Origin of the sequence: Streptomyces sp. NPDC048604, from assembly GCF_043199435.1 — a bacterium.
Taxonomy (GTDB): domain Bacteria; phylum Actinomycetota; class Actinomycetes; order Streptomycetales; family Streptomycetaceae; genus Streptomyces.
In genome coordinates, this window is sequence record NZ_JBICVX010000003.1 from 463,720 (window position 1) to 488,970 (window position 25,251).

Here is a 25,251-nt window from a genome sequence, read left to right on the forward strand (position 1 = left end):
TCGTGCTGCATTGTCCCCGCCACTGAATCACAGCGAGCTGTGCACCCGGTACACAGGGTCAACAATTACTGGGCTCTGTGACTCAAGTCACAGACGGCACCATCGGATGCCACGGAGGACGGGGAGCGCTCCCGGTTCTTCAGCAACGCAAATCACACCGCGCGGTGGGGTCCGGTGCGCCCGTTTGCACCACGGTGCGTCATATGCCACGGGCGAGAGTCCTAGGACCCGGCTGGTCCCCTGGCCCGATGCCCGGGCCCCCGGGGCCGAGCTAGCGTGCGGGTGTGTTGCAGACGCCCCTCTCCCCCAGTACCGCCGCCGTCCCGGCCGGCGACCCCGGCATCCCCCATGCTGAGGGGGTGAGCGACGACGAGTTCCGGGCGGCGATGTCCCGGCTGGCCTCCGGCGTGGTCCTGGTGACCGCGCACGACCCGGAGGACGGCCCGCGCGGCGAGGACGTCGGCATGACGGCCACCGCGTTCATGTCCGTCTCGCTCGACCCGCCGCTGGTCCTGGTGAGCCTGCGCAACGGCTCCCGGATGGACGACCTGCTCGAGGAGGTGCCGACCTGGGCGGTGTCGCTGCTGTCGGAGAGCCAGCGGCACGTCGCGGGCCGGTTCGCGATGAAGGGCCGGGTCAGCGACCGACTGCTGTTCGCGGACGTGCCCTGGACCCGCGGCGAGACCAGCGGCGCGCCGCTGATGGGCGGGGCGCTGGCGACGCTGGAGTGCCGGACGGAGAACCGCGTGCTCGCGGGCGACCACACGCTCGTCATCGGCCGCGTGCTGACGGCGGCTCTGCCGACGTCGGACGGCGGGCCGCTGACGTACTTCCGCGGCCGGTACCGCCACTTGGGCTGAGCCGGCGGCGGAGGGCGGAGCCCGCGACCGGCGGCGGAGGACTGAGCCCGTGCCTACCGGCGCGTCACCAGTCGCGGCCCTGGCGGCCGCGCTTGGTCTCGGCGCGCTGCTTCTTCTGCCGCAGCCGGCGCTCGTTGATGCCACGCGGGATCTTCGTGGCGCGACGCGGCTTCGGCGGCGGCGCGGTGGCCTCGGCGAGCAGCGCGGCCAGCCGGACCGCCGCCGTCTCGCGGTTGCGCCACTGCGAGCGGTGCTCGGAGGCCCGTACGGTCAGCACCCCGCCGACCAGCCGGGACGCGAGGCGCTCCAGCGCCCGCTCCTTCCAGACCGGCGGCAGCGCGTTCGTCGCCGCGAGGTCGAAGCGCAGTTCGACCTGCGAGTCACTGGTGTTGACGTGCTGCCCGCCCGGCCCGGACGACCGCGAGAAACGCCACATGAGCTCGGCCTCCGGAAGGGAGACGGAGCCTCGGATCGGATAGGGACCGGACATGCCTTCCATGTTCCCCGGACGGGCTCCCGCACGTCATCCTTTTTTCGCGGTGGAACCACCGGACCTCGATACGCGTTAGTGCGTAGCGAAGACACCACGATGAAAGGGACTTCCCATGGCTGTAAGCCTCTCCAAGGGCGGCAACGTCTCCCTCACCAAGGAGGCGCCGGGTCTGACCGCCGTCACCGTGGGCCTCGGCTGGGACGTCCGTACGACCACCGGCACCGACTTCGACCTCGACGCGTCCGCCATCGGCGTCGACGCCACCGGCAAGGTCGCCTCCGAGGCGCACTTCGTGTTCTTCAACAACAAGGCCACGCCGGACCAGACCATCGTCCACACCGGTGACAACCGCACCGGCGAGGGCGGCGGCGACGACGAGCAGATCAACGTCAACCTGGCCCAGCTGCCGCCGAACGTCGACAAGATCGTCTTCCCGGTCTCCATCTACGACGCGGTCACCCGCTCGCAGAACTTCGGCCAGGTGCGCAACGCCTACATCCGCATCCTCAACCAGGCCGGCGGCGCCGAGATCGCCCGCTACGACCTCAGCGAGGACGCGGCCGTCGAGACCGCCATGGTCTTCGGCGAGCTGTACCGCAACGGCCAGGAGTGGAAGTTCCGCGCGGTCGGCCAGGGTTACGCCGCCGGTCTGGAGGGCATCGCCCGCGACTTCGGCGTCAGCATCTGAGTCCGCTGACCCGGCCGACGCCACACCTGCCGTAGGGCCCCCGCGCCACCTGCGCCGGGGCCCTACGCTGGCCCGCATGATCGTCGAACCCCTGGTCGCCGGGGACCCGCACGACCTGCCCGGTCCGCTGCTCGTCGAACTCACCGCGCTGTACGCCTCGAACCACGCGTTCCAGCAGCTCAGCGGCGACTTCCCGGACCCCGACGACATCACCGTCGACCAGGTCGCGGCCGCCCTCGCCGACGAACTGGCCCAGCCCTCCTGCGAGGTGCTGCTCGCCCGCACGCACGGCCGCCTGGCCGGTATCGCCGTCACCCTCGCGCACCACCCCGACCCGGCCGAACCCGACCCGTGGCTGGGCCTGCTGATGATCCACGCGGCGGAACACCGCGCCGGCCACGGCCGCCGCCTCGCCGCCGCCGTCGAGGACCGCTTCCGCGCCGCGGGGCGCACCGGCCTGAAGCTCGCCGTCCTGGAGAACAACCCCCGCGCGCTCGTCTTCTGGACCGCGCTCGGCTACACGGAGACCGCCCGGCGCCCGGACCTCGCCCACGGCCGCCCCTGCATCGTGCTGCGCAAGCAGCTCTAGCCCTCGGGGCTCTTCGGCTTCCCGTCCCCGTACAGCCACACGTCCCACACCTCGTCCAGGTCCTCCTGCGCCACGTCCTCGCCCGCCGTCTCCTCGACGTACGCGGTGAAGTCGTCCGTGGAGGCGTTGGCGTAGCGGTACTTCGCCGGCCAGCCGCGCAGAATCTCGAAGAACGTGTCGTCGCCGACCGTCTGCCGCAGCTTCTGCAGCACCATCGCGCCCCGGCCGTACACCGGCGCGTCCGAGATGTTCTCCGCGGCCGGCGGATCGGCGGGCGGGAAGGCCCAGTTGGCGTCGTCGGCGAAGGCCTCGTCGAAGCTCTCCTGCGCCGGGATGTCCTCGAAGTCCTCCGCGTACAGCCATTCCGCGTACGTGGCGAAGCCCTCGTTGAGCCACATGTCCCGCCACGTCTCGGGCGTGACCGAGTCGCCGTACCACTGGTGGGCGAGCTCGTGGACGAGGGTCGCCGTGTCGAACGCGGTGCGCGGGAACACCGGGCGGGTCTGGGTCTCCAGGGCGTAGCCGAGGTCACCGCCCCGGTCGACGATCGCGCCGGCGGCGGAGAACGGGTACGGGCCGAAGTTCTCGGACTGCCAGTCCAGGATCTCCGGGATCCGGGCGAGCAGCGCGTCCGCCTCGGCGTCGGCGGCGGCCGGGTCGATCACGCTGAGCACGGGCACGTCGGCGGGCTTCCCGGCCCGGGCAGTGCCGGTCTTCGTCCGGTACGTGCCGATGGCGACGGTGGCGAGGTAGCTCGCCATCGGCTCCGGCGCGTTCCAGACGGCGGTGGTCCGGCCGTTCGCGGTGCGCTCGGAGACCAGGCGGCCGTTGGACACCGCCTTCAGGCCGGCGGGGACGGTGAGCGTGACGGTGTACGTGGCCTTGTCGGAGGGGTGGTGGTTGCCGGGGAACCAGGCCATGGAGCCGGTGGGTTCGCCGACCGCGAGCGCACCGTCGGCGGTGGGCAGCCAGCCCTCCTCGGAGCCGTCCGCGTCGGTGACCGTCTCCGGGACCCCGGAGTAGACGAGCCGCGTACGGAACACCGTGCCCTTGTCGAGCTCCTCACGCGGCCGGATCGTCAGCTCGTCGCCGGCCCGCCGGAAGGCGGCGGGCGCGCCGTCGACGGCGGCACTGCGGACCGTGAGCCCGGACAGGTCGAGGTTGAAGGCGCTGAGGTCCTGCGTCGCGGCGGCGGTGATGTCGGCGGTCGCGTCGAGCCGCCCCGTCTTCGGGTCGTAGGCGAGGTTCAGCGCGTAGTGCCGTACGTCGTACCCGCCGTTGCCCAGCTTCGGGAAGTACGGGTCGCGCAGCCCGGCCGCGCCGGGCGTCCCCTCCACGCCGACGCTGCAGCCGGCCAGCAGCAGCAGCGCCGCGGCGACGGGCGCCGCCCGCACGGCGAGCCGACGCGGGCGGGAGGCGATACGGGGTTCCACCCGCCGATCTTAGGCACGGAGGCCGGGCGGGCGCGTGCCGGCAGGCTGGCGGGCGTCGCGCGGCACGGCGTCCCGCGGCACTGCGTCTCGCAACAGTGCGGCGAGGGCGGTGAAGCCACGGCGCTCGGCGTGCGCGAGGGGGGTGACGCCGTCGCCGTCCGGCAGGTCGGGCGTCGCGCCATGGGCGAGCAGCAGCTCGACGGTCTGCGCGTGGGCGCGGCCGCCGTCGCCGAGGATCACGGCCTCCAGCAGCGCCGTCCAGCCGAGGTCGTTGACGTGGTCGACGTCGATCGCAGTCTCCGCAAGCAGCGCCCGCACGTACTCGACGTGCCCGCGCTCGCAGGCCGGAATCAACGCGACCCCGCCGAACCGGTTCCGCAGCGTCAGATCGGGGCCGGCCGGCAGCAGCACCCGCATCATCGCCACGCTGCCGGTCACGCCGGTGACCAGCCACGGACTGTCGTGCCGGCTGTCCTGCGCGTCCGGGTCCGCGCCGGCCTCGACCAGGACGCGGGCGGCGGCCACATGGTCGCCGAGGGCGGCGAGCAGCAGCGGGGAGCGCAGCTCCTCGTCGCGGGTCTCGACGGCGGCGCCGTCCGCGAGCGCGGTGCGTACGCCGTCGGCGTCACCGCGGCGGGCGGCGTCGAGCAGCCGCCGGTTCGCTTCGTTCCTGGTCATGCCCTTCCTCCGTCCATGGGCCGCGAGCCGAACGAGCAGGCCGGTGGCGTCCCGTTCGGGGGTCCGGAACGCCACCGGGGTCATCGTGCCGTCCCGCTTACTTGTCGAGGGAGGCGACGCCCGCGCGGGCGAACTTCTCGTCCAGGTCGCCGCTCGGGGCGCCGGCCACGCCGATGCCGGCGATCGGCGCGCCCTTGACCTGCACCGGCGCACCGCCGCCGAGGAACAGGGTGCCCGGGATGTCCTTCAGGTTCGGGGCGTTCTCCAGACGCTTGACCAGCTCGGAGGTCGGGGCGTTCCAGGAGACGGCGGTGTACGCCTTCTTCGCGGCCGACTCGTACGACTGCGGGCCGGCGCCGTCGCCGCGCAGGGTGACGATGGTGTTGCCGTTGCGGTCGACGACCGCGACGGAGACGCGCTGGTTCTCCGCCTTCGCGGCGTCCAGGGCGGCCTGCGCGGCCTCGGTGGCGGCCTCGACGGTCAGGTGCGTGGTCTGCATGAGGTTGTCGTTCGCGACATCGGCCTTCATCGCGACGGCGGGAGCGGCGGCCGGGGCGGAGGCGTTCGCGGAGACGGCGCCGAACGTGCCGGCGGCGACGACGGCGGCGGTGGCGGCACCGATCCAGAGCTTCTTCTTCATGGTGGGGCTCCTTCGAGTCCTCAGGTCCTCAGCGGCGCGATTCGTTCGCTTCGTCATCCATGCTGGTGCCGCAGACCGTCCCCTCCGGTCCTCGGACCGGCTGCCGTCGGCGCGCGGGACGGCTGACGCCGGGGTCAACCGATCGGCTGATGCCGCACTGGTCCCCTGGGGCCACCATGGACCTGTACCACCAGGTCAGACGGGTTTCGGAAGTTCGGAAGGTGAACGATGGAGCACGACCCGGACGCCCGTTGGCTGGCGCGCGTCATGCACCTCGCGTTCTTCCTGCTGCTCGGCGCCTCGCTCGTCCGGTTCCTGCTGCGGCACCCCTGGGAGGACCGCAGCCCGTGGATCATCGCCCTGAGCGGGGCGCTGGCCTCGCTGTACCTCCTCGGCCCGGTGCTCGGCACCCGCGCGACGCCGCGCCGGATCGCCTGGCTGGTCACGGTGGTGGCCGTGTGGGTCGTCCTCGTGGTGCTCGCCCCGAGCTTCGCGTGGTGCGCCGTGCCGCTCTTCTACACCGGCATGCGCACGCTGCCACCGCGCGCCGCGCTCGTCCTGGTCACCCTGCTCACCGCGTTCGTGGTCGCCGCCCAGGTCGACCTCGGCGGCTGGGACCCCAACCTGCTCGTCGCGCCGCCCGCGGTGGCGGCCATCGCGACCGCCGTGTTCGTGCACGCGCAGCGGCAGGCCGACCGGCAACGGGCCCTGATCAACGACCTGGTCCGCACCCGCCGCGAACTCGCCGCGATCGAACGCCGCGAGGGCACGCTGGCTGAACGCCAGCGCCTGTCGATGGAGATCCACGACACCCTCGCGCAGGGCCTGTCCAGCCAGCAGATGCTGCTCCAGGCCGCCGACCGCACCTGGGACAGCGACCCGGAGACCGCGCGCCGGCACGTCCGCACCGCCGAGTCGATCGCCGAGCACAACCTCGCCGAGGCCCGCCGCTTCGTCCACGACCTCGCGCCCGCCGACCTCGCGGAGGGCGGCGGCCTGGAGGAGGCACTGCGGCGGCTCGCGGCCCGCGAATCGGCCGGGTTCCGGGTCGACGGAACGGCGGTGCCCGTGCCCGAGCGGGTCCAGTCGGCGCTGCTGCGGATCGCGCAGGGCGCGCTGGCGAACGTCCGCGAACACGCCGCGGCCACCTCCGCCGCGCTGACCCTCACGTACCTCGACGACCAGGTCGTCCTCGACATCGCCGACGACGGCCGCGGCTTCGAACCGGGCCGCACCGGGACGGCGGGCGTACGCGGGCACGGCCTGCCCGCGATGCGGGCGCGGGTGCGCCAGCTCGGCGGCGCGCTCACCATTGAGTCGGCCCCCGGCGAGGGCACGGTCCTGTCCGCCGCGATCCCCCTGATCCCCCTGGAGACGGAAGAGTGACTTCGGATTCGGTACGCATCCTGCTGTGCGACGACCACGTGGTGGTCCGCGCCGGCCTGCTCGCGCTGCTCGGCAGCGCCGACGGCATCGAGGTCGTCGGCGAGGCCGGCAGCGGCGAGGAGGCCGTCGCGATGGCCGCGAAGCTGAAGCCGGACGTGGTGCTGATGGACCTGCAGCTGGGCCCCGGCATCGACGGCGTCGAGGCCACCCGGCGGATCGCCACGCCGGACGTCCACGTCCTGGTCCTGACGACGTACGACACGGACGCCGACATCACGCGGGCGATCGAGGCGGGCGCCACGGGCTACCTCCTGAAGGCGGAACGCCCCGAGGAGCTGTTCTCCGCGATCCGCTCGGCGGCCGAGGGCCGCACGGCCCTGTCGGCTCCCGTGGCCAGCAGGGTGATGGACCGGATGCGCGGCGCCGCCGGCCCCTCGCTGACGGACCGCGAACGCGACATCCTGGCGCAGCTCGCCCAGGGCCTCGGCAACCGCGAGATCGCCCGTGCCCTGTTCATCAGCGAGGCCACGGTGAAGACCCACCTGGGCCGCATCTACGCCAAGCTCGGCGTCGACACCCGCGCGGGCGCGGTGGCGGTGGCCAAGGAGAAGCGCCTGCTGCCGTAGCACGGGCGCAGGAGGGCCCCTCCGCCGCACGGCGGAGAAGGTCCGCCGCCCAGGCCGAGGACCGGCCCGGCGGGACCGACAACCCTGAGCACATGCCGACACCACCGCTCCCACCACCCACCGCCCACCCGGCCGCCGACGCCCTGCCGGCGGCCTCCCTCCCGGCCGTCGACCACCTGCGTACCGCCCGTCGGGCCGCACGCCTGCTCGCCCTGTGCACCGTGCCGTCCGGGCTGTGGCGGCTGGCGATGGCGGCCCAACTGCCCGTCGGGTACAGCGCGGAGGTGCTGCGCGACGTGTACGGGATCCCCGGCTGGGGCGTCGCCTACGTCGTCGGCCTGACCGTCCTCCAGGAGTGCGCCGCCCTGCTCCCGCTCCTGGTGGTCACCGGCCGCCTCCCCGTGCCGAACCCCCGCACGGCGGTCCGGACGGGCCGCGTCCTGGCCGCGCTGGTCACCCTGTTCTGCCTGAGCCAGCTCGTGCTGTTCTTCTTCGTCACCCCCGACTCGTACCTGTCCTCCTCCGGCCGCCCGCTGATGCTCCTCACCTACGCCCCGCTGGCCGCGACGGGCCCCCTGCTGGCCCTGGCGACGGCCGCGTACGCCCGCCACCACGGTGTCGGCGCCCGCCGCCGGCCCGGCGGCCCGCGGCGGCCGTGACACAGCCCCGCCGCGGCCGTGACACCATCGACCACGTGCTCGACATCGGCTACTCCCTCTCCCGCCGCTTCCCGGACCCCCCGCAGACGGACTACCGCCGCGCGGACGTCCGTGCCCTGCGCCACGACCTGTTCTGCGGCGACGTGTACCTCGCCGACACGAAGGCGGACCGCGAGGTGTCCACAGCCTGGGGATGGGTCCCGGTGCTCGACTTCGCGTGGGCGCTGTGCGACATCGTCGAGCGGCTCGACCGCGACCCCCGCGGCAGCCGCGCCTCCCAGCCCCAGCACGCCGAACTCGACTTCACCGAGTCCACCGACCGCATGCTCTTCGAGCGCCGCTTCGGCTGGGTCGACGTCGAGGCCGACTGGATGCCCGGCGACGAGCCGCCGCTCACCTTCAACCACGCCGAACTCCGCCGCGAGTCCCGCGACTTCCTCCACGACCTCGTCGCCGACCTCACCGACATGCACGAGGGCCTCGGCGACAACCCCGTGATCTGGGACCTCCAGTCCCGCTTCCCGCGCCTCCGTTAACCGGCCGCCACCCACACCCCCTCAGCCCTCGGCCCCCTCAGCCCCTCAGCCCCTCAGTCCTCCACCCGCACCCCCAGTGCCGCCGCGAACACCGGGGCCAGGTCGAGGAGCTGGGGCGTGCTGATCACCGCGCCGGACAGGGCGTCCACGCCCCGCGCGATCTCCAGGCGCTGCACCGACCGCAGGTCCACGTCCTGCATCCGCGCCCCGCCGAAGTCCGCCCCGGTCACCACGCACTCCCGGAACTCCACCCGCACCAGCTCCGCGCCCCCGAAGTCCGGCTCCGCAAGCACGCAGCCCTCGAAGACCACGTCCCGCAGCTTCGCCGCCCGCAGGTTCAGGTAGTCCAGCTTCCCGCCCCGCACCACCGCTCTCTCCAGCACCGCCCCGTGCAGCTGCACCCCGCCCAGCCGCGCGTCCACCACCTCCACGTCCCGCAGCGTCGCCGACGCCAGGTCCGTCCCCACGCCCCGCACCCCGTCGAGCACCGAGTCCAGGAACCGCGCTCCCGTCAGCCGCGCCTCGTCCACCGCGCAGTCCCGCAGCGCGCAGTCCAGGAACCGCGCCCCCGCCCCGTCCTGCCCGGCCAGGTCCCGCCCCGCGAACTCCAGCCCGTCGTAGTCCCCGTCCGGCTCCAGTCCGCCCTCGTACGCCTCCAGCGGCGGCAGCCGCACCTCCGGCCGCCGCGCCGCCGCCACCGCCCGCTTTCCCGCCACCGCCACGTCCTCCCGGTCGACTCCTCACCCAGCACCACTCAGTGTGACGTGCACCACTGACAGCGCCCGGATGTCACAAACCGAAGCCCCCCGGCCGTCGCATGCCTGACACCTCAGCGAAGGGACACCAGCCATGCAGCAGCACCTCACCGTCGTCGGCGGCGGCTTCGCCGGACTCACCGCCGCCATCACCGCCGCCGAAGCCGGCGCGCGCGTCACCCTGCACGAGGCGCACGACACGCTCGGCGGACGGGCGCGGACCGCCGAGGGCCCGTACAAGACGAACGAAGGCCCCCACGCCCTGTACGACGGCGGACCCCACTGGACCTGGCTCAAGCAGCGCGACCTGCTCGGACCGCTCGCCGCGCTGCCCGCGCTCGAAGCCGCGCGGTTCCGCTTCCACCGCAACGGCGCCCTGCGCCGCACCCCGCCGCTGGGCTTCCTCCGGCAGACCCTGCGCACCCCCGAACAGGCCCCCGTCGACGAGGACTTCCTCACCTGGGCCACCCGCATCGCCGGCCCCGACACCGCCCGCGCCGCCGCCCACTACAGCGGCGTCGCGCTCTTCCATCACGACCCCGGCGCGCTCTCCGCCCGCTTCGTCCAGGAGCGGCTGCACCGCGCCGCCTCGCTGCCGCCCGAGGCCCGGTACATCCGCGGCGGCTGGGGACAGCTCGTCGAGCGGATGACCGCCCGTGCCTGGAACCTCGGCGTACGCATCGAGGCCGGCTCCCGCGTCGGCTCCCTGCCGCTGGGCGACGGACCCGTCGTCGTCGCCACCTCCCTCGCCGCGGCCGGCCGCCTCCTCGGCGAGCCCCGCCTGACCTGGGAGAGCGGCCGCACCGTCCTGTTCGACCTGGCGCTGCGCACCCGTAAGGGCGACCCGTTCGTGATCTCCGACCTCGACGCACCCGGCTGGGTGGAACGCTTCACCGCCCAGGACCCCGGACTCGCCCCCGCCGGCCGGCAACTCGTCCAGGCCCAGCTGCCCATCGGCCCCGACGGCTCCAAGGCCGACGGCGTCGCCCACGCCGAACGCCTCCTCGACCTCGGCTTCCCCGGCTGGCGCGAGCGCACCGTCTGGCGCCGCGAGGCCGTCGCGAACGGCCGTACCGGCGCGGTCGACCGCCCCGGCACCACCTGGCGCGACCGGCCCGCCATCGACCGCGGCGACGGCGTCTACCTCGTCGGCGACCAGGTCGCCGCGCCCGGCGTGCTCTCCGAGGTGTCCTTCAACAGCGCCATCGAGGCCGTCTCGCTCGCCCTCAAGCACTCCACCGCGCCTTTGGCGGCCTGAGGGTTGACCTCAACTTCGCTTGAGGTTGAAAGCTGGGCTCACACCGACAGAAGACCGCACCGTCCGCCCCGGGGAGCCCACGATGTCCACCACGCCCGCCAAGACCACCCAGACCACCAAGACCACGACACTCACCATGCACGCCATCCGCCTGCACGCCTTCGGCCCCGCCGAGAACCTCACCTACGAGGAGACCGAGACCCCGACCCCCGGCCCCGGCCAGGTCCGCATCGCCGTGGCCGCGGCCGGGGTCCACGTCCTCGACACCTCCCTGCGCAGCGGCGAACGCGGCCCCTTCCCCGCCGCCGCCGAACTCCCCACCATCCCCGGCCGCGAGGTCGCCGGCACCGTCGACGCCCTCGGCGACGGCACCGACCCCTCCTGGCTCGGCCGGCGCGTCGTCGCCCACCTCGGCCTCGTCCCCGGCGGCTACGCCGAGGCCGCCGTCACCGACGCCGACCGCCTCCACCCGATCCCCGACGGCCTCACCCCGGCCGAGGCCGTCGCCATGATCGGCACCGGCCGCACCACCCTCGGCATCCTCCAGTTCGCCGAACCCGGCCCCGGCGACACCGTCCTCGTCACCGCCGCCGCCGGCGGCATCGGCACCCTCCTCGTCCAGTACGCCAAGAACGCCGGCGCCACCGTCATCGGCCTCGCCGGCGGCCCCGCCAAGACCGCCCGTGTCCACGACAACGGCGCCGACCTCGCCGTCGACTACACCCACCCCGACTGGCCCGCCCGCGTACGGGAGTTCCTCGGCGACCGCACCCTCACCACCGTCTTCGACGCCGTCGCCGGCGACAGCGCCCGCGCCGCCGTCGACCTCCTCGGCCCCGGCGGCACCCACCTCGCCTACGGCTGGGCCCCCGACGCCGCCCCGCTCACCTTCACCGACGAGGAGCTCGCCACCCGCGGCATCACCTCCACGAGCCCCCTCGGCCCGCAGATGCTCGAGAAGGCCGGCGGCCTGCGCGCCCTGGAGACCCGCTCCCTCGCCGAAGCCGCCGCCGGCCGCCTCCGCCCCGCCGTCCACCCCTTCCCCCTCGCCGAAGCCGCGGCCGCCCACCGCGCCCTGGAAACCCGCGGCACGACGGGCAAGGTCGTCCTCATCCCGTAAGCACGGAACCCCGCACGCACCTACGAGAACGGCCCGGTCCCCACGGAACCGGGCCGCTCTCGTAAACCACGGAAGACGAGGACCTACACCCCCGCCGCCCCCAACTCCCCCAGCGCCCCGTCCGTCAGCCGGTACACCGTCCACTCGTCCTGCGGCCGCGCGCCCAGCGACTCGTAGAACGCGATCGACGGCGCGTTCCAGTCCAGCACCGACCACTCCAGCCGCTCGTACCCGCGCTCCACGCAGATCCGCGCCAGCTGCGTCAGCAACGCCTTGCCGTACCCGCCGCCACGATGCCCCGGACGCACGTACAGATCCTCGAGATAGATCCCGTGCACCCCGCGCCAGGTCGAGAAGTTGAGGAACCACAGACAGAACCCCGCCACCTCCCCCTCCGGGGTCTCCGCGATGTGCGCGAACGCCGCCGGCCGCTCGCCGAACAGCGCCTCGTGAAGCTGCTCCTCCGTCGCCCGCGCCTCGTCGAGCGCCTTCTCGTACTCCGCGAGCTCGCGGACCATCGCGTGAATGACAGGAATGTCTGCAGGTGTAGCCGTACGAATCATGTGATCAGCATGAATTGCCAACCGCCAACCGGGCCACCGCAGTCCACACCCCGGACGCGCCAACCGGGCCACCGCAGTCCACACCCCGGACGCGCCTACCGACCCAGCAAAGTCCGTGCCACGGACACCTGGACCCCGTCCAGCCCGTCCAGCCCGCCCTCGCCGCCCTCCGCGTCCGCCTCCGCCTCCCACAACCCGTTCTGCAACACCCGCCCCAGCGTCCACGCCCGCGCGCGCTCCCGGTCCAGCCCCAACGTCTCCGTCAGCAGATCGAACCGCCACCGCACCTCACCCGGCCCCTCGAACCGGTTGACCAGCGCCGGCAACAGCTCGAACCCCGGATCCCCGGCCAACGGCTTCGGATCGATCACCAGCCACGCCTCGCGCTCCCCCGCCAGCACGTTGTCGTAGTGCAGGTCCCAGTGCAGCAGCCGGTCCCCCGGCTCCCCCGCCACCTCCCGCACCGCCGCCGCACAGTCCAGCAGCAGCCGCCCGTCCTCCGCCCCCAGCCGGGCCACCGCCGCCGGGACCCGCTCCAGCATCCCCGCCGCGACGTCGCCCAACATCCGCAACCCCGCCGGAGCCGCCACCACGGCCAGCCGCGCCAGCAGCCCCGCCAGGATCCGCGTCGCCTCCCGCCCGTCCTCCAGCGACGACAGATGCCGCCCCTCGTCGAGCCGCTCCAACAGCAGCGTCCCGGTCCCCGGATCCTCGTCGAGCAGCCGCACGACCCCGTCGCCGCCCCAGGCACGCAACGCCGCAGCCTCCCCCGCCGTCTCCTCGTCGAGCAGCTGCAGCTTCAGCGCCGCCCGCGTCCCGTCGGCGGTCCGCGTCACCGGCAGCACCAGCGAGGCCATCCCGTACATCGACGGCCCGGACAGCCGCAACCCCCACGTGTCGAGGAAAAACGCCGCCCGGCCCGGCAAGGCGTCGACGAAGGCCCGACCCGCGTCCCCGTTGAACTGCAACTGCGTCTCCACCAGTGCTTCCGGAATCTCGATCACGCCGGAATGCTAGACACCGGCACACCCCGGCGTGCCCCGCACACCCACCCCGCATCCCCTTTCGGCGCACGAGGAACAGCATGAGCAGCACGGTCACGGTCAACGGCGGCATCTCGTTCTGGTACGCGCAGGAAGGCACCCCGGCGCCCCGCGAACCGCTCCCCGGGGACACCACGGCCGACGTCTGCATCGTCGGCGGCGGCTACACCGGCCTGTGGACCGCGTACTACCTCAAGAAGGCCGTGCCCTTCCTCAACATCACCGTCCTCGAAGCCAAGTTCTGCGGATACGGCGCCTCCGGCCGCAACGGCGGCTGGCTCTACAACGGCATCGCCGGCCGCGACCGCCACGCCCGCGTCCACGGCCACGAACCCGCCGCCCGCCTCCAGCAGGCCATGAACCACACCGTCACCGAAGTCATCGACACCTGCGCCGCCGAAGGCATCGACGCCGACATCCACCGCGGCGGCGTCCTCGAAGTCGCCCTCACCCCCGCGCAGTTGACCCGCCTCAAGGAGTTCCACGCCCGCGAACTCGCCTTCGGCGAGAAGGAACGCGAACTCCTCGGCGCCCGCGAAACCGCCGAACGCATCCGCGTCTCCGGCGCCGTCGGCTCCTCCTGGACCCCGCACGGCGCCCGCCTGCACCCGGTGAAACTGGCCAAGGGCCTGGCAGCAGCCGTGGAAGCCCTCGGCGTCACCATCCACGAGTCGACCCCGGTCACCGAGATCAGACCCAAGCACGCCGTCACCCCGTACGGCACCGTCCGCGCCCCCTACGTGCTCCGCTGCACCGAAGGCTTCACCGCCTCCCTCGCAGGCCAGCGCCGCACCTGGCTCCCCATGAACTCCTCGATGATCGCCACCGAACCGCTCTCCGAAGAGCTCTGGGACGACATCGGCTGGAACGGCCTGGAGACCCTCGGCGACATGGCCCACGCCTACATGTACGCCCAGCGCACCGCCGACGGCCGCATCGCCCTCGGCGGCCGCGGCGTCCCCTACCGCTACGGCTCCAAGACCGACAACGACGGCCGCACCCAGCCCCAGACGATCGACGCACTCCGCGAGATCCTCACCCGCTTCTTCCCCCAACTGGCAGGCATCGGCATCGCCCACGCCTGGTCCGGCGTCCTCGGCGTCCCCCGCGACTGGTGCGCCACCGTCACCCTCGACCGCTCCACCGGCCTCGGCTGGGCCGGCGGCTACGTCGGCTCCGGCGTCGCCACCGCCAACCTCGCCGCCCGCACCCTGCGCGACCTCATCCAGCAGGACTCCGGCCAGGCCGGCCCCACCGACCTCACCACCCTCCCCTGGGTCAACCACAAGGTCCGCAAGTGGGAACCCGAACCCCTCCGCTGGCTCGGCGTCCAGGCCATGTACGCCGCCTACCGCACCGCCGACCGCCAGGAAGCCACCACCCACACCCCCACCACCTCCCCCCTGGCCAAAGCCGCCAACCACCTCACCGGCCGCTGACCCCCACCCCCACCAACACAAAAAGGCCCGGGTCACAAAACCCGGGCCTTCTCAGAGCCGCCTGTCGGAATCGAACCGACGACCTCAAGATTACAAGTCAAGCGCTCTAGCCAACTGAGCTAAGGCGGCAGCCAGTGCAGTGTAACCAACGGTCGCCCACCTCAGACGGGGAATTCCGCCACTGCCAGGTGCTGACAGATCGGGCGCGGCCAGGTACCGTCACGGGAAGTTCACCCTGGTGGACTAGACCTCAATCCTTCCTTCCACTCGGATCGTCCGGCACGTTCCTGCCGGTGAAGGGACGCATCACCATGGCCACTGTCACCTTTGACAAGGCAACCCGGCTCTACCCGGGTGCCACCAAGCCTGCCGTCGACCAGCTCGAGATCGAGATCGAGGACGGCGAGTTCCTCGTGCTCGTCGGGCCGTCCGGCTGCGGCAAGTCCACCTCGCTCCGCATGCTCGCGGGGCTCGAGGACGTCAACGGCGGGTCCATCCGGATCGGCGACCGTGACGTCACCCACCTGCCGCCGAAGGACCGGGACATCGCCATGGTGTTCCAGAACTACGCGCTGTACCCGCACATGACCGTCGCCCAGAACATGGGCTTCGCGCTCAAGATCGCCGGCGTGGACAAGGGCACCATCCGGCAGAAGGTCGAGGAGGCCGCGAAGATCCTCGACCTGACCGAGTACCTGGACCGCAAGCCGAAGGCGCTCTCCGGCGGTCAGCGGCAGCGTGTCGCGATGGGCCGTGCCATCGTGCGCGAGCCGCAGGTGTTCCTCATGGACGAGCCACTGTCGAACCTCGACGCCAAGCTCCGCGTCTCGACGCGTACGCAGATCGCCTCGCTGCAGCGCCGGCTCGGGATCACGACCGTGTACGTCACCCACGACCAGGTCGAGGCCATGACCATGGGCGACCGGGTGGCCGTGCTCAAGGACGGTCTGCTCCAGCAGGTCGACACCCCGCGCAACATGTACGACAAGCCCGCCAACCTCTTCGTCGCCGGCTTCATCGGCTCCCCCGCCATGAACCTGGTCGAGGTGCCGATCACCGACGGCGGCGTGAAGTTCGGCAACAGCGTCGTCCCCGTGTCCCGCGAGGCGCTTTCCGCCGCCTCCGCCAAGGGCGACAAGACCGTCACCGTCGGCGTCCGTCCCGAGCACTTCGACGTGTCCGGCGCCGACAGCGACGAGGGTCTCGCCGTCTCCGTGAACGTCGTCGAGGAGCTGGGCGCCGACGGCTACGTGTACGGCTCCGCCCGCGTCGGCGGCGCGGACAAGGACCTCGTGGTGCGCGTCGGCGGCCGGAACGTCCCGGAGAAGGGTTCCGAGCTGCACGTCGTGCCGCGCGGCGGCGAGATCCACGTGTTCTCGACCTCCACCGGCGAGCGCCTCAGCGGCTGACGAAGGGCCCCCGCCCCGCGCCCGTAGCGCCGAGCGGCCCCGTACCTGTTGCAGGTGCGGGGCCGCTGTGCGTTTCCGCCCGAGTCGATGGATGTCCATGAATATCGGGTGATCCCGACGTCGTCGCGTCAACACGGGAATCGAAAGGCCGCCTCGAACCGTCCCTCGCGAGAGTGACTAAATGTCGCCATATCACTACCGGCCGCTACGCTCGCTCCGTGACCCACACAGCCCGCCGCATCGGCCGCTCTCTCGCACTCGTCCTGCCCGTCGTCCTGGTGCTCTCCGGAACGCTCGCTGTGTCCGCCGTTCCGTGGGCCGGACAGGCCCAGGGGACCCAGATGCTGACCGCGTCCTCCGCGGACGTCTCGACCCCCGCCAAGTCCCGTGCACCGCAGGATATTCTGCGCGACCGGCTGCTCGCGGAGCTTCAGCAGAAGGACCCCGGCACGGCGCTGACGCACCTCCAGCGCGAGGTCGAGGCGCGTCCGTCGCTCGCCAGGCACTGCATGGACATCGCCCGCGCTCTCGGCCGCGCCGCCGTGAAGCAGTACGGCCCGACGCGCGCCCAGTCCTTCTCCCGCCCGGTCTGCGACACGTCCTTCGCGACCGGCGTCATGGCCGCCTCCTGAGCCGCCTGAGCCGCGTCCTGAGCCGCCTGAGCCGCCTTCCGAGCCGCCCCGTACGGCGTCTCCCGAGCGCCGTACCCGTCTCTCCACGAGGCGGCGCATATCGTTCGCCGTATGCATACCTCTCCGACCCAGGCAGTGGTCCTGGCGGGCGGTCAGGGCTCGCGGCTGCGCCCCTACACCGACGACCGCCCCAAGCCGATGGTCGAGATCCCGGGCACCGGGACCCCGATCATCGGCCATCAGCTTTCCTGGCTGGCTTCTGAGGGCGTCACGGACGCCGTCGTCTCCTGCGGCCACCTCGCCGAGGTGCTCCAGGACTGGCTGGAGAGCGCCGAACTGCCGCTCCGGGTGACCACCGTCGTCGAGTCGGAGCCGCTGGGCCGCGGCGGCGGCCTCAAGTACGCCGCCGCGCATCTGCCCGAGCCGGCGCAGCCCTGGTACGCCACCAACGGCGACATCTGGACCCGTTTCTCGCTCCGCGACATGGCCGAGTTCCACGCGGAGCGGGACGCCACCGCCACGCTGGCCCTGGCCCGCCCCCGCATCCCCTGGGGCGCCGTCGAGACCGACGCCTTCGGCCACATCACGGACTTCATCGAGGCGCCGCCGTCCCCGTACCTCATCAACGCGGGCGTGTACGTCTTCTCCGCGGCCTTCACCGAGCAGCTCCCCGAGCGCGGGGACCACGAGCGGACCACGTTCCCCCGGCTGGCCCGGGAGCGCCGGCTGGCGGGCTATCCGCTGCCGCAGGGCGCGTACTGGCGGGCCATCGACACCGCCAAGGATCTCACCGAGGCCGCGAAGGAGCTGGCGGGTACGCGTACCTGACGCCCGCCTGAGACTCGTACGTCATGCGAGAGGGGCGGTGCTCCGGTTTCCCGGTGCACCGCCCCTCTGCTCGTTCTCCTGCGGCCGTTCTCAGCCCAGCAGGCCGCCGATCGGGTTCCTGTTGCCGGCGCCGCCGGAGGACGAGCCGCCCTCCTCGTTGCCGCCGCCGTCCGAGGAGCCGCCGTCGCCGGCGCCGCCGGTGCCGGTCGGGCCGGGCGGGGGCGGCGGGGGCGCGGCCGGTCCGGAGCGGTCGGGCGCGTCGGCGCCGGAGCCCTGGGTGGCGGTGGGCCGCTGGTCGACGCGGCCGGACTCGCGGACGGTCTCGGAGGGGGAGGACTCGCCCTTCGGCTCGTCGTCCTCGGCGCCCTCGCGGCCCGTGCGGGAGGGCTCGGGGCGGGATTCGGCGGAGCGGGAGGGGCTGCGCTCGCCCGGCTCGGGCGGGAGCGGCTGGCCGGGCAGGTGGTTGATGGGGTCGTCGTTGGGTCCGGGGACGGTGACCATCTCGGTGGAGCGGACGGCGCCGCCGAGCATGGAGCCGATGAGCAGGGTGAGGCCGATGACGACGGCGGTGACGAGCGTGCCGCGGCGCAGTACCCGGCGGCGCAGTTCCCAGAGTTCGGAGCGGGGTCCGAGGGTGCGCCAGGCCTCGCCGGCGAGTCGGCCGTCGATGGAGTAGACGGGCGCGCCGGCGATGATCAGCGGGGACCAGGCGGCGAGGTAGATGATGTCCGGCGCGTCGTAGACGGGGACGGTCTTCCAGCTGACGGTGAGGATCAGGGCGGCGGAGAGCAGTGCGCCGACGACGGCGGCGACCCGCTGCCAGAGACCGAGGACGGTGAGCACGCCGACGACGACCTGGAGGAAGGCGACGGTGAGGCCGGCGCCGACGGGGTGGGCGAGGGCGAAGTCCCGCAGCGGTTCGGCGAGGGCCCAGGGGTGCAGCGAGTTGAGCCACTTGACCATGGAGCCGCGTTCGCCGCCGTCGAAGTAGACGGGGTCGCAGAGTTTGCCCATGCCGGCGTAGATGGAGATGAAGCCGAGGAAGACGCGGAGCGGGAGGAGCACCACGCCGAGGTTCATGCGGCGGCCGGGGTAGTAGGCGTGCCGGAGGGGGTCGGCGGCGTGGCGGCGGGCGCGTTCCTCGGCGCCGTCGCCGGGCTCGCCGGGTGCGCCGCCGTATCCGCCGTCGCCGTACCCGCCGGTGGCCGGCTCCGGCTCGTAGAGGTCGTCGTACGCGCCTTCCGCGCGCCGCATGGGCGGCAGCAGCGGGGCGGCGGGGACGACGGGGGTGGGCATCGTCTGGTCGATGCGGGGGATGGTCTGGGTGGCGCCGGTGTCCAGCGGTTCGAGCGTGGAGACGGAGGACTCCCGCACGGCTTGGAGCAGTCCGGTCGCTCCGGGGGCGGACCTGCCGGTCCATACGACGGGGGCGCGCCGCCGTCCGGCGCCGGCCGCAGCGGCCCGGGGGACGGCGAACCTGGGCTGCTGGGCCGGACTGAGCCGGACGCGGAAGCTGGCGTGGTTCACGATGACCTGCGCGGGGTCGGAATCCACTTTGACCATGCTCAGCGCGGGCTGATCGTCGAATCCCGGCCGGGGCGTTCTTGTGTCCACACTCATCTAACCGAGTGATGTGGGTTTAGGACACTGCCTTGACGGCCGGTAAATGTCCGAGACCCGTCAAGATCTACGGGTATGGGCGGGAAGTACGGAAAGGGCCCAGCTCAGAGAGCCGGGCCCTTCCCTGCGACGTACGCCGCCGGCGGCGACGCAGGCCGTCAGGCGTTGCGGCGGCGGGCGACCTCGTAGAGGACGATGCCGGCGGCGACGCCGGCGTTCAGCGACTCGGCGCCGCCGGGCATGCTGATCCGGACCCGGTAGTCGCAGGTCTCGCCGACGAGGCGGCCGAGGCCCTTGCCCTCGCTGCCGATGACGATGACGACGGGGCCGTCCAGGGCCTCGAGGTCCTCGACGGTGTGCTCTCCGTCGGCGGCGAGGCCGACGACGGTGAGGCCTTCCTTCTGGAAGCCCTCGAGCGCGCGGGTCAGGTTGGTGACGCGGGCGACCGGGGTGCGCGCGGCGGTGCCGGCGGAGGACTTCCACGCGCCGGCGGTCATGCCGGCGGCGCGGCGCTCGGGGACGACGACGCCGTGTCCGCCGAAGGCGGAGGTGGAGCGGACGATCGCGCCGAGGTTGCGCGGGTCGGTGACGCCGTCGAGGGCGACGATCAGCGGGTCCTCGTGGGCGTCGTGGGCGGCCGCGGTGAGGTCCTCGGGGTGGGCGTACTCGTAGGGCGGGACCTGGAGGACGAGGCCCTGGTGGTTGAGCCCGTTGGTCATCCGGTCGAGCTCCTGGCGGGGGGCTTCCATCAGGTTGATGTTGCCGCGCTCGCCGGCGAGCTTGAGCACGTCGCGGACGCGCTCGTCGTTGTCGATGAACTGCTGGACGTACAGGGTCGTCGCGGGCACGCCGTCGCGCAGGGCCTCGAAGACCGGGTTGCGGCCGACGACCATCTCGCTGGTGCCCTTGGGGCCGCCGCGGCGGGGGGCGGGGCGGCGCTTGGCGGCCTGTCGGGCGATGGCGTTGGAGACGCGGAACGCCTTGTGGCCCTTGCGGTCCTCGGCCTTCGGCGTGGGCCCCTTGCCCTCCAGGCCCTTGCGCCGCTGGCCACCGCTGCCGACCGTCGCGCCCTTCTTGTTGGACGTACGGCGGTTCCTGCGCTGGCTGTTCCCGGCCATGACTACCTAATCCTCGGTGTTGCGTACAAAGGTCTGTAAGTGAAGTGTGCCGCCCGGCTCCCCGAGCGGCACATCATCAGCGGTGGGCGATCGACCAGCGCGGGCCGTCGGGGCTGTCCTCGATGGCGAGCCCGGACTGGTTGAGCTGGTCGCGGATCGCGTCCGCGGTCGCCCAGTCCTTGCGCTCGCGGGCGGACTCGCGCTGCTGGAGCACCAGGCGTACGAGGCTGTCGACGACGTCGTGCAGTTCGGCGCCGGCGCCGCGGTCGGCCTCGCCGGCCCAGTGCGGGTCGAGCGGGTCGAGGCCGAGGACGCCGAGCATGGCGCGGACCTCGGCGAGCCGGGCGACGGCGGCTTCCTTGTCGTCTGCGGCCAGTGCGGTGTTGCCCTGGCGGACCGTGTTGTGCAGGACGGCGAGGGCCTGCGGGACGCCGAGGTCGTCGTCCATGGCGTCGGCGAAGGCGGTCGGGACCTCGTCGGCGGGGGCGACCTCGCCGGCCTTCTCGACGACGCGCTGGATGAAGCCCTCGATGCGGGCGAACGCCGCCTCGGCCTCCTGCAGCGCCTCCTCGCTGTACTCGATCATGGAGCGGTAGTGCGGGGTGCCGAGGTAGTAGCGCAGCACGATGGGCCGCCAGCGCTTGACCATCTCCTCGATGAGCACCGAGTTGCCGAGCGACTTCGACATCTTCTCGCCGCTCATGGTGACCCAGGCGTTGTGCACCCAGTACTGGGCGAAGTCGTCGCCGAAGGCCTTGGCCTGGGCGATCTCGTTCTCGTGGTGCGGGAAGATCAGGTCGAGGCCGCCGCCGTGGATGTCGAAGGCGGAACCGAGGTACTTGTGCGCCATGGCGGAGCACTCGAGGTGCCAGCCGGGGCGGCCGCGGCCCCACGGGGTCTCCCAGTCGGGCTCGCCGGGCTTGGTGGCCTTCCACATGGCGAAGTCGCGGGGGTCGCGCTTGCCGGTGATGCCTTCCTCGGCGGGCTGGCGCAGGTCGTCGATGTCCTGGTTGGACAGCGACAGGTAGTCGGGGTACGAGCGGACGTCGAAGTAGACGCTGCCGTCGGCCTCGTAGGCGTGTCCGCGCTCGATGAGGCCGCGCATCATCTCGACCATCTCGGTGACGTGGCCGGTGGCCCGCGGCTCGTACGTGGGCGGCAGGCAGCCGAGAGCGTCGTAGCCGGCGTTGAAGCCCCGCTCGTTCTCGTAGCCGATGGACCACCAGGGGCGGCCCTGGTCACCGGACTTCGCGATGATCTTGTCGTCGATGTCGGTGACGTTGCGTACGAAGGTGACGTCGTAGCCGCGGTACGCGAACCAGCGGCGCATGATGTCGAAGTTGAGGCCCGAGCGGATGTGGCCGATGTGCGGGGCGCTCTGCACGGTGGCGCCACAGAGGTAGATCGAGACACAGCCCGGCGTGAGCGGGGTGAAGTCGCGGATCTGCCGGGCGCTGGTGTCGTACAGGCGAATGGTCACCACTCCAGGGTAGTGGGCGTGTGGTAGTGCCCCGCGACGGATTCCGGGTTCGCGGGGCGATTCTTTCCGTACGTGTCAGGTCGGCTACCGCGGTACGGGGAACACCGGCTACCGCGGTACGGGGAACACCAGCGCGGTGGCGATCGCGGCCAGGCCCTCGGCGCGGCCGGTGAGGCCGAGTCCGTCGGTGGTGGTGCCGGAGACGGAGACGGGGGCGCCGGCGGCCTCGCTCAGCGCCTTCTGGGCCTCGTCGCGGCGCTTGCCGATCTTGGGGCGGACGCCGATGACCTGGACGGCGATATTGCCGATCTCGTAGCCCTCGGCGCGGACGATGCGGGCGGCCTCGGCGAGCAGGGTGACGCCGGCGGCGCCGGCCCACTCGGGGCGGGAGGTGCCGAAGTGGGCGCCGAGGTCGCCGACGCCGGCCGCGGAGAAGAGCGCGTCGCAGGCGGCGTGGGCGGCGACGTCGGCGTCGGAGTGCCCGGCGAGCCCGTACTCCTCACCCTCCCAGAGCAGGCCCGCGCACCACAGTTCGCGGCCCTTCTCGAAGGCGTGCACGTCGGTGCCGATGCCGGTGCGGGGGATGAGCGGCGTCGGGGGAAGCTCAGAAGCCATCGTTGGCCCTCCTGCGGGCGAGTACGGCCTCGGCGAGGACGAGGTCGAGGGGGCGGGTCACCTTGAAGGCCTCTTCGTGGCCGGGCACGACGACGACGGGCGCGCCGAGGCGCTCGACCATGCCGGCGTCGTCGGTGGCGCCGTCGCCGGCGAGGGCGATCGTGGCGTGGGCGTTGACCAGGGTGTCGTGGTCGAAGCCCTGGGGGGTCTGGACGGCGCGCAGCCGGGCGCGCTCGGGGGTGGCGACGACGGGCTCGGGCGTGCCGGGCGCGGCCGGCTCGACCTCCTTGACGGTGTCGGCCAGCGGCAGCGCGGGGACCACGGCGACGGCTCCGTCGCGGACCGCCTCGACGACGGCGTCGACGGTGTCGACGGGGACGAGGGGGCGGGCGGCGTCGTGGACGAGGACGATGTCGATGCCCTCGGGCAGGGCTTCGAGCCCGAGCCGTACGGACTCCTGGCGGGCGTCGCCGCCGGGGACGACCAGGTAGTCGGTGCGAGCGGGCAGGGCGTGCTCGTCGAGGAGGCGCTTGACCTCGCCGACGCCTTCGGCGGGGGCGACCACGACGACCAGCGAGACGGCGCGGGAGGCGGCCATGGCGCGGACGGCGTGGACGAGCATCGGGGTGCCGTTCAGCGCGCGCAGCGCCTTGGGCGCGCCCGGGCCGAGCCTGACGCCCCGGCCGGCCGCGGGAATGACGGCGGCGGTGCGGAGGGGACGCGTTTCGTCTGACATCGGTTGCACTCCGGCAGGTTTGTTTCCTCGGCCCTTGTGGGTATGGCCTCCATCGTGCCGGGCGCGACGCCTTGACCGGGCCCTTTCCGTGACGACTTGGTCAGGATCGGTCGCGCCGGCGCCGTGTGCGGCTGTGCGGCCTCCGTGTGGCGCGTGCGCATGCGCGGTGGCAGTACGGACGTGGCGGCAGTACGGAGGGCCTTTCGGGGCCGAGTGTGTGGGGGTGTTTCAGGAGACGAACATGCCGCAGTGCCCGGCGACGGCACTGTGAGTCACAGCTCACAGAGCGTCAGCGGGCACCGCGGCATCGATATCGCGTCAGGACGCGAGGACCTCGTCGAGCAGAGCCTCGGCCTTGTCCTCGTTCGTGTTCTCCGCGAGGGCCAGCTCGCTCACCAGGATCTGCCGAGCCTTGGCGAGCATGCGCTTCTCACCTGCGGAAAGACCGCGCTCGCGCTCCCGGCGCCACAGGTCGCGCACTACTTCGGCGACCTTGATGACATCGCCGGAGGCGAGCTTCTCGAGATTTGCCTTGTAGCGACGGGACCAGTTGGTCGGCTCCTCGGCGTACGGCGCACGCAGCACCTCGAAGACCCGGTCCAGCCCATCCTGACCGACCACGTCACGCACACCGACGAACTCCGCATTGTCCGCCGGCACACGAACCGTCAGGTCGCCCTGGGCGACCTTGAGCACCAAGTAGGTCTTGTCCACGCCTTTGATCTGGCGAGTTTCGATGGCCTCGATCAGCGCGGCCCCGTGATGGGGATAGACCACGGTGTCGCCAACCTTGAACGTCATGTGACAGGTACCCCTTCCGTGGCTATCCAGGGTAACACGGATACGGCTTCTTCTGAATGGCGTTTTCGCAGGTCAGGGCATATCTCAGGGCTTGACAACAGCAACGCGAACGTGCTGCGGCGGTCTTCCGGAGGGCGGTATTCGCAGGTCGGACGGGCTGCGCGAACGGAGAGAAACACGCGCGTCACAGCTCCCCCGGGGCCGGGAAGGAGGGTGGAACACCCTGGTTTGTCCGGTTCAGTCTACCGATCTCTGCGTGCTCCGTTCGGAGATCGCTCACTCGTACGGAGCCATCCGGGGGGACTTTCCAGAATTGATCACCGGCGGTTCCGGGATTTCCTGCGGAAATGGCGAATTGATCACGGCGGATATGTGAACGGGAGGCGAATCGGAACGGGCCGGGGGCCCGGCCCCGCAGCCGGCGGACGGCGCGGCGCCCGGGTCCGAAGGGGCCTCTCATGGGACCTCCGGGGCACAAGGGGCGGGTCGGGTGCGGGACCGAGAGTGAGGCTCGGTAACCTAAGCGCGCTGACACACCCTTAGTTGTCCCTTACCCCGTCCGTCCGTACGTCCTAGGAGTTGCCGCCGCCGTGAGCCGCAGCCTTCGACGCGGCGCTCTCGCCGCCACCGCCATCGTGATCTCGATCGCCTCGCTGACCGCATGCGGCGCCGGCAACGACGCCCAGACGCTCGGCGTGAAGCCGGACAACGCGGCCGTCACGGTCGAGGACATCCAGGTCCAGAACGCGCTGGTGATCACCCAGCCCGACACCGGCCGGCGGGGTCCCGCGGTCGTCTCCGCGACGATCTTCAACAACGGCCAGGATTCGCAGACCGTCGAGTCCATCACCCTGCCGGGCACGGCGACCACGGTGAAGCTCACCCCCGCCAAGGGCTCGGGCCAGGTCGTCGTCCCGGCCGGCGGCTCGGTCGTCCTCGGCGGCGAGGGCAACGCGACCGCCGTGATCCAGAACGGTGTGCCGGAGCGCAAGAGCGGCGACGTGCAGGAGGTCGTCTTCAAGCTCAGCGAGACGGGCGACGTCGGCCTGCAGGCCTTCGTCGTCCCGGCGAAGAGCTACTTCGAGGGCTACGGCCCGTCGGAGCGCCCGGCCCCGCCGGCCACCAAGCCGGAGAAGCCCGCCACGAAGCCGACCGGCGAGCCCACCGCCCCGGAGACCGGGGAGCCCACCGGCGAGGCCACCCACGCCGCGGGTCACTGACACAGACGAAGGGCGGCCCCACCGGA

27 protein-coding genes and 1 tRNA gene are annotated in these 25,251 nt (G+C 72.4%); 14 read left to right on the forward strand and 14 right to left on the reverse strand.

What is annotated here, in order from left to right:
* Nucleotides 1-284 precede the first annotated feature (284 nt).
* Nucleotides 285-860, forward strand: a complete 576-nt coding sequence (locus tag ACGFMM_RS08735; RefSeq protein WP_393644483.1) for a flavin reductase family protein — start codon at nucleotides 285-287, stop codon at nucleotides 858-860.
* Nucleotides 861-924: 64 nt separating this feature from the next.
* Here ACGFMM_RS08735 and arfB read toward each other — a convergent pair whose 3' ends face one another.
* Complete coding sequence (arfB, locus tag ACGFMM_RS08740; protein WP_393644485.1) at nucleotides 925-1,359, reverse strand: alternative ribosome rescue aminoacyl-tRNA hydrolase ArfB; 435 nt, start codon at nucleotides 1,357-1,359, stop codon at nucleotides 925-927.
* Between the two features lie 106 nt (nucleotides 1,360-1,465).
* On the opposite strand from arfB, the gene ACGFMM_RS08745 reads away from it, so the two are divergent.
* Nucleotides 1,466-2,041, forward strand: coding sequence for a TerD family protein (locus ACGFMM_RS08745; RefSeq protein WP_393644487.1), 576 nt, complete (start codon nucleotides 1,466-1,468; stop codon nucleotides 2,039-2,041).
* 76 nt (nucleotides 2,042-2,117) lie between these two features.
* Nucleotides 2,118-2,630, forward strand: a complete 513-nt coding sequence (locus ACGFMM_RS08750) for a GNAT family N-acetyltransferase (protein WP_393644489.1) — start codon at nucleotides 2,118-2,120, stop codon at nucleotides 2,628-2,630.
* Here the strand turns inward: ACGFMM_RS08750 and ACGFMM_RS08755 are convergent.
* From ACGFMM_RS08755 to ACGFMM_RS08765, 3 genes are all read right to left on the reverse strand, one after another.
* Nucleotides 2,627-4,063, reverse strand: coding sequence for a M1 family metallopeptidase (locus ACGFMM_RS08755; RefSeq protein ID WP_393644491.1), 1,437 nt, complete (start codon nucleotides 4,061-4,063; stop codon nucleotides 2,627-2,629). The genes ACGFMM_RS08750 and ACGFMM_RS08755 overlap by 4 nt on opposite strands.
* A gap of 9 nt (nucleotides 4,064-4,072) precedes the next feature.
* On the reverse strand, nucleotides 4,073-4,741 hold the full coding sequence (locus ACGFMM_RS08760; RefSeq protein WP_393644493.1) for an ankyrin repeat domain-containing protein: 669 nt from the start codon (nucleotides 4,739-4,741) through the stop codon (nucleotides 4,073-4,075).
* Nucleotides 4,742-4,838: 97 nt separating this feature from the next.
* Nucleotides 4,839-5,381, reverse strand: coding sequence for a heme-binding protein (locus ACGFMM_RS08765; RefSeq protein ID WP_393644495.1), 543 nt, complete (start codon nucleotides 5,379-5,381; stop codon nucleotides 4,839-4,841).
* A gap of 228 nt (nucleotides 5,382-5,609) precedes the next feature.
* On the opposite strand from ACGFMM_RS08765, the gene ACGFMM_RS08770 reads away from it, so the two are divergent.
* The 4 genes from ACGFMM_RS08770 to ACGFMM_RS08785 all read left to right on the forward strand — a co-directional run bounded on the left by ACGFMM_RS08770 (nucleotide 5,610) and on the right by ACGFMM_RS08785 (nucleotide 8,588).
* The gene (locus tag ACGFMM_RS08770) at nucleotides 5,610-6,767 is read left to right on the forward strand and encodes a sensor histidine kinase (protein ID WP_393644497.1); all 1,158 of its coding nucleotides are present in this window, start codon (nucleotides 5,610-5,612) and stop codon (nucleotides 6,765-6,767) included.
* Nucleotides 6,764-7,393, forward strand: a complete 630-nt coding sequence (locus ACGFMM_RS08775) for a response regulator (protein ID WP_393644499.1) — start codon at nucleotides 6,764-6,766, stop codon at nucleotides 7,391-7,393. The genes ACGFMM_RS08770 and ACGFMM_RS08775 overlap by 4 nt, the downstream gene beginning before the upstream one ends.
* A 92-nt stretch (nucleotides 7,394-7,485) precedes the next feature.
* Entirely contained in the window at nucleotides 7,486-8,052 is a 567-nt protein-coding gene (locus ACGFMM_RS08780; protein WP_393644501.1) for a hypothetical protein, read from the forward strand.
* A gap of 35 nt (nucleotides 8,053-8,087) precedes the next feature.
* Nucleotides 8,088-8,588, forward strand: a complete 501-nt coding sequence (locus tag ACGFMM_RS08785; protein WP_393644727.1) for a hypothetical protein — start codon at nucleotides 8,088-8,090, stop codon at nucleotides 8,586-8,588.
* 53 nt (nucleotides 8,589-8,641) lie between these two features.
* Here ACGFMM_RS08785 and ACGFMM_RS08790 read toward each other — a convergent pair whose 3' ends face one another.
* Nucleotides 8,642-9,304, reverse strand: coding sequence for a pentapeptide repeat-containing protein (locus tag ACGFMM_RS08790; protein WP_393644729.1), 663 nt, complete (start codon nucleotides 9,302-9,304; stop codon nucleotides 8,642-8,644).
* Nucleotides 9,305-9,437: 133 nt separating this feature from the next.
* Between ACGFMM_RS08790 and ACGFMM_RS08795 the strand changes: the two genes are divergently transcribed.
* Together ACGFMM_RS08795 and ACGFMM_RS08800 are read left to right on the forward strand one after the other, a co-directional pair.
* Complete coding sequence (locus tag ACGFMM_RS08795) at nucleotides 9,438-10,601, forward strand: FAD-dependent oxidoreductase (RefSeq protein WP_393644503.1); 1,164 nt, start codon at nucleotides 9,438-9,440, stop codon at nucleotides 10,599-10,601.
* A 136-nt stretch (nucleotides 10,602-10,737) separates the two neighbouring features.
* The gene (locus ACGFMM_RS08800) at nucleotides 10,738-11,721 is read left to right on the forward strand and encodes a zinc-binding dehydrogenase (RefSeq protein WP_393644730.1); all 984 of its coding nucleotides are present in this window, start codon (nucleotides 10,738-10,740) and stop codon (nucleotides 11,719-11,721) included.
* An 83-nt stretch (nucleotides 11,722-11,804) separates the two neighbouring features.
* On the opposite strand, the gene ACGFMM_RS08805 is transcribed toward ACGFMM_RS08800, so the two are convergent.
* Both ACGFMM_RS08805 and ACGFMM_RS08810 read right to left on the reverse strand, forming a co-directional pair.
* A complete protein-coding gene (locus ACGFMM_RS08805) occupies nucleotides 11,805-12,284 on the reverse strand; it encodes a GNAT family N-acetyltransferase (protein WP_393644505.1) in 480 nt (159 codons plus the stop codon).
* 95 nt (nucleotides 12,285-12,379) lie between these two features.
* Entirely contained in the window at nucleotides 12,380-13,288 is a 909-nt protein-coding gene (locus ACGFMM_RS08810; RefSeq protein ID WP_393644507.1) for an aminoglycoside phosphotransferase family protein, read from the reverse strand.
* 80 nt (nucleotides 13,289-13,368) lie between these two features.
* On the opposite strand from ACGFMM_RS08810, the gene ACGFMM_RS08815 reads away from it, so the two are divergent.
* Nucleotides 13,369-14,766 carry an NAD(P)/FAD-dependent oxidoreductase gene (locus ACGFMM_RS08815; protein ID WP_393644509.1) on the forward strand — a complete coding sequence of 466 codons (1,398 nt, stop codon included), beginning with the start codon at nucleotides 13,369-13,371 and terminating at the stop codon, nucleotides 14,764-14,766.
* A gap of 55 nt (nucleotides 14,767-14,821) precedes the next feature.
* Here ACGFMM_RS08815 and ACGFMM_RS08820 read toward each other — a convergent pair.
* Nucleotides 14,822-14,895 (reverse strand) — tRNA-Thr (locus ACGFMM_RS08820).
* Between the two features lie 182 nt (nucleotides 14,896-15,077).
* Here ACGFMM_RS08820 and ACGFMM_RS08825 point away from each other — a divergent pair.
* The 3 genes from ACGFMM_RS08825 (at nucleotide 15,078) to ACGFMM_RS08835 (ending at nucleotide 17,635) form a co-directional block, all read left to right on the forward strand.
* Entirely contained in the window at nucleotides 15,078-16,175 is a 1,098-nt protein-coding gene (locus ACGFMM_RS08825) for an ABC transporter ATP-binding protein (protein WP_393644511.1), read from the forward strand.
* A 218-nt stretch (nucleotides 16,176-16,393) separates the two neighbouring features.
* Nucleotides 16,394-16,807 (forward strand): hypothetical protein, encoded by a 414-nt coding sequence (locus ACGFMM_RS08830; RefSeq protein ID WP_393644513.1) that lies wholly within the window; start codon nucleotides 16,394-16,396, stop codon nucleotides 16,805-16,807.
* A 111-nt stretch (nucleotides 16,808-16,918) separates the two neighbouring features.
* Complete coding sequence (locus ACGFMM_RS08835) at nucleotides 16,919-17,635, forward strand: NDP-sugar synthase (RefSeq protein WP_393644515.1); 717 nt, start codon at nucleotides 16,919-16,921, stop codon at nucleotides 17,633-17,635.
* Nucleotides 17,636-17,725: 90 nt separating this feature from the next.
* Here the strand turns inward: ACGFMM_RS08835 and ACGFMM_RS08840 are convergent, their stop codons facing one another.
* The 6 genes from ACGFMM_RS08840 to ACGFMM_RS08865 all read right to left on the reverse strand — a co-directional run bounded on the left by ACGFMM_RS08840 (nucleotide 17,726) and on the right by ACGFMM_RS08865 (nucleotide 24,005).
* The gene (locus ACGFMM_RS08840; protein WP_393644517.1) at nucleotides 17,726-19,255 is read right to left on the reverse strand and encodes a DoxX family membrane protein; all 1,530 of its coding nucleotides are present in this window, start codon (nucleotides 19,253-19,255) and stop codon (nucleotides 17,726-17,728) included.
* A gap of 158 nt (nucleotides 19,256-19,413) precedes the next feature.
* Complete coding sequence (gene rlmB / locus ACGFMM_RS08845) at nucleotides 19,414-20,373, reverse strand: 23S rRNA (guanosine(2251)-2'-O)-methyltransferase RlmB (protein ID WP_393644518.1); 960 nt, start codon at nucleotides 20,371-20,373, stop codon at nucleotides 19,414-19,416.
* A gap of 76 nt (nucleotides 20,374-20,449) precedes the next feature.
* Complete coding sequence (gene cysS / locus ACGFMM_RS08850; RefSeq protein ID WP_393644519.1) at nucleotides 20,450-21,853, reverse strand: cysteine--tRNA ligase; 1,404 nt, start codon at nucleotides 21,851-21,853, stop codon at nucleotides 20,450-20,452.
* Nucleotides 21,854-21,961: 108 nt separating this feature from the next.
* Nucleotides 21,962-22,468 carry a 2-C-methyl-D-erythritol 2,4-cyclodiphosphate synthase gene (gene ispF, locus ACGFMM_RS08855; RefSeq protein ID WP_393644520.1) on the reverse strand — a complete coding sequence of 169 codons (507 nt, stop codon included), beginning with the start codon at nucleotides 22,466-22,468 and terminating at the stop codon, nucleotides 21,962-21,964.
* On the reverse strand, nucleotides 22,458-23,204 hold the full coding sequence (gene ispD, locus ACGFMM_RS08860) for a 2-C-methyl-D-erythritol 4-phosphate cytidylyltransferase (RefSeq protein WP_393644522.1): 747 nt from the start codon (nucleotides 23,202-23,204) through the stop codon (nucleotides 22,458-22,460). Before ispD ends, ispF begins: the two co-directional genes overlap by 11 nt.
* 318 nt (nucleotides 23,205-23,522) lie before the next feature.
* Nucleotides 23,523-24,005, reverse strand: coding sequence for a CarD family transcriptional regulator (locus ACGFMM_RS08865; protein WP_003953493.1), 483 nt, complete (start codon nucleotides 24,003-24,005; stop codon nucleotides 23,523-23,525).
* Nucleotides 24,006-24,595: 590 nt separating this feature from the next.
* Here ACGFMM_RS08865 and ACGFMM_RS08870 point away from each other — a divergent pair.
* A complete protein-coding gene (locus tag ACGFMM_RS08870; protein ID WP_393644524.1) occupies nucleotides 24,596-25,225 on the forward strand; it encodes a DUF461 domain-containing protein in 630 nt (209 codons plus the stop codon).
* Nucleotides 25,226-25,251 lie beyond the last annotated feature (26 nt).

Coding starts and splice junctions, on each gene's coding strand:
- ACGFMM_RS08800 (WP_393644730.1), top strand. CDS start 10,738: ATGCACGCCATCCGCCTGCACGCCTTCGGCCCCGCCGAGAACCTCACC.
- ACGFMM_RS08840 (WP_393644517.1), bottom strand. CDS start 19,255: ATGAGTGTGGACACAAGAACGCCCCGGCCGGGATTCGACGATCAGCCC.
- ispF (WP_393644520.1), bottom strand. CDS start 22,468: ATGGCTTCTGAGCTTCCCCCGACGCCGCTCATCCCCCGCACCGGCATC.
- ACGFMM_RS08780 (WP_393644501.1), top strand. CDS start 7,486: ATGCCGACACCACCGCTCCCACCACCCACCGCCCACCCGGCCGCCGAC.
- ACGFMM_RS08865 (WP_003953493.1), bottom strand. CDS start 24,005: ATGACGTTCAAGGTTGGCGACACCGTGGTCTATCCCCATCACGGGGCC.
- arfB (WP_393644485.1), bottom strand. CDS start 1,359: ATGGAAGGCATGTCCGGTCCCTATCCGATCCGAGGCTCCGTCTCCCTT.
- ACGFMM_RS08805 (WP_393644505.1), bottom strand. CDS start 12,284: ATGATTCGTACGGCTACACCTGCAGACATTCCTGTCATTCACGCGATG.
- rlmB (WP_393644518.1), bottom strand. CDS start 20,373: ATGGCCGGGAACAGCCAGCGCAGGAACCGCCGTACGTCCAACAAGAAG.
- ACGFMM_RS08795 (WP_393644503.1), top strand. CDS start 9,438: ATGCAGCAGCACCTCACCGTCGTCGGCGGCGGCTTCGCCGGACTCACC.
- ACGFMM_RS08815 (WP_393644509.1), top strand. CDS start 13,369: ATGAGCAGCACGGTCACGGTCAACGGCGGCATCTCGTTCTGGTACGCG.
- ACGFMM_RS08745 (WP_393644487.1), top strand. CDS start 1,466: ATGGCTGTAAGCCTCTCCAAGGGCGGCAACGTCTCCCTCACCAAGGAG.
- ACGFMM_RS08765 (WP_393644495.1), bottom strand. CDS start 5,381: ATGAAGAAGAAGCTCTGGATCGGTGCCGCCACCGCCGCCGTCGTCGCC.
- ACGFMM_RS08770 (WP_393644497.1), top strand. CDS start 5,610: ATGGAGCACGACCCGGACGCCCGTTGGCTGGCGCGCGTCATGCACCTC.
- ACGFMM_RS08760 (WP_393644493.1), bottom strand. CDS start 4,741: ATGACCAGGAACGAAGCGAACCGGCGGCTGCTCGACGCCGCCCGCCGC.
- ACGFMM_RS08750 (WP_393644489.1), top strand. CDS start 2,118: ATGATCGTCGAACCCCTGGTCGCCGGGGACCCGCACGACCTGCCCGGT.
- ACGFMM_RS08825 (WP_393644511.1), top strand. CDS start 15,078: ATGGCCACTGTCACCTTTGACAAGGCAACCCGGCTCTACCCGGGTGCC.
- ispD (WP_393644522.1), bottom strand. CDS start 23,204: ATGTCAGACGAAACGCGTCCCCTCCGCACCGCCGCCGTCATTCCCGCG.
- ACGFMM_RS08835 (WP_393644515.1), top strand. CDS start 16,919: ATGCATACCTCTCCGACCCAGGCAGTGGTCCTGGCGGGCGGTCAGGGC.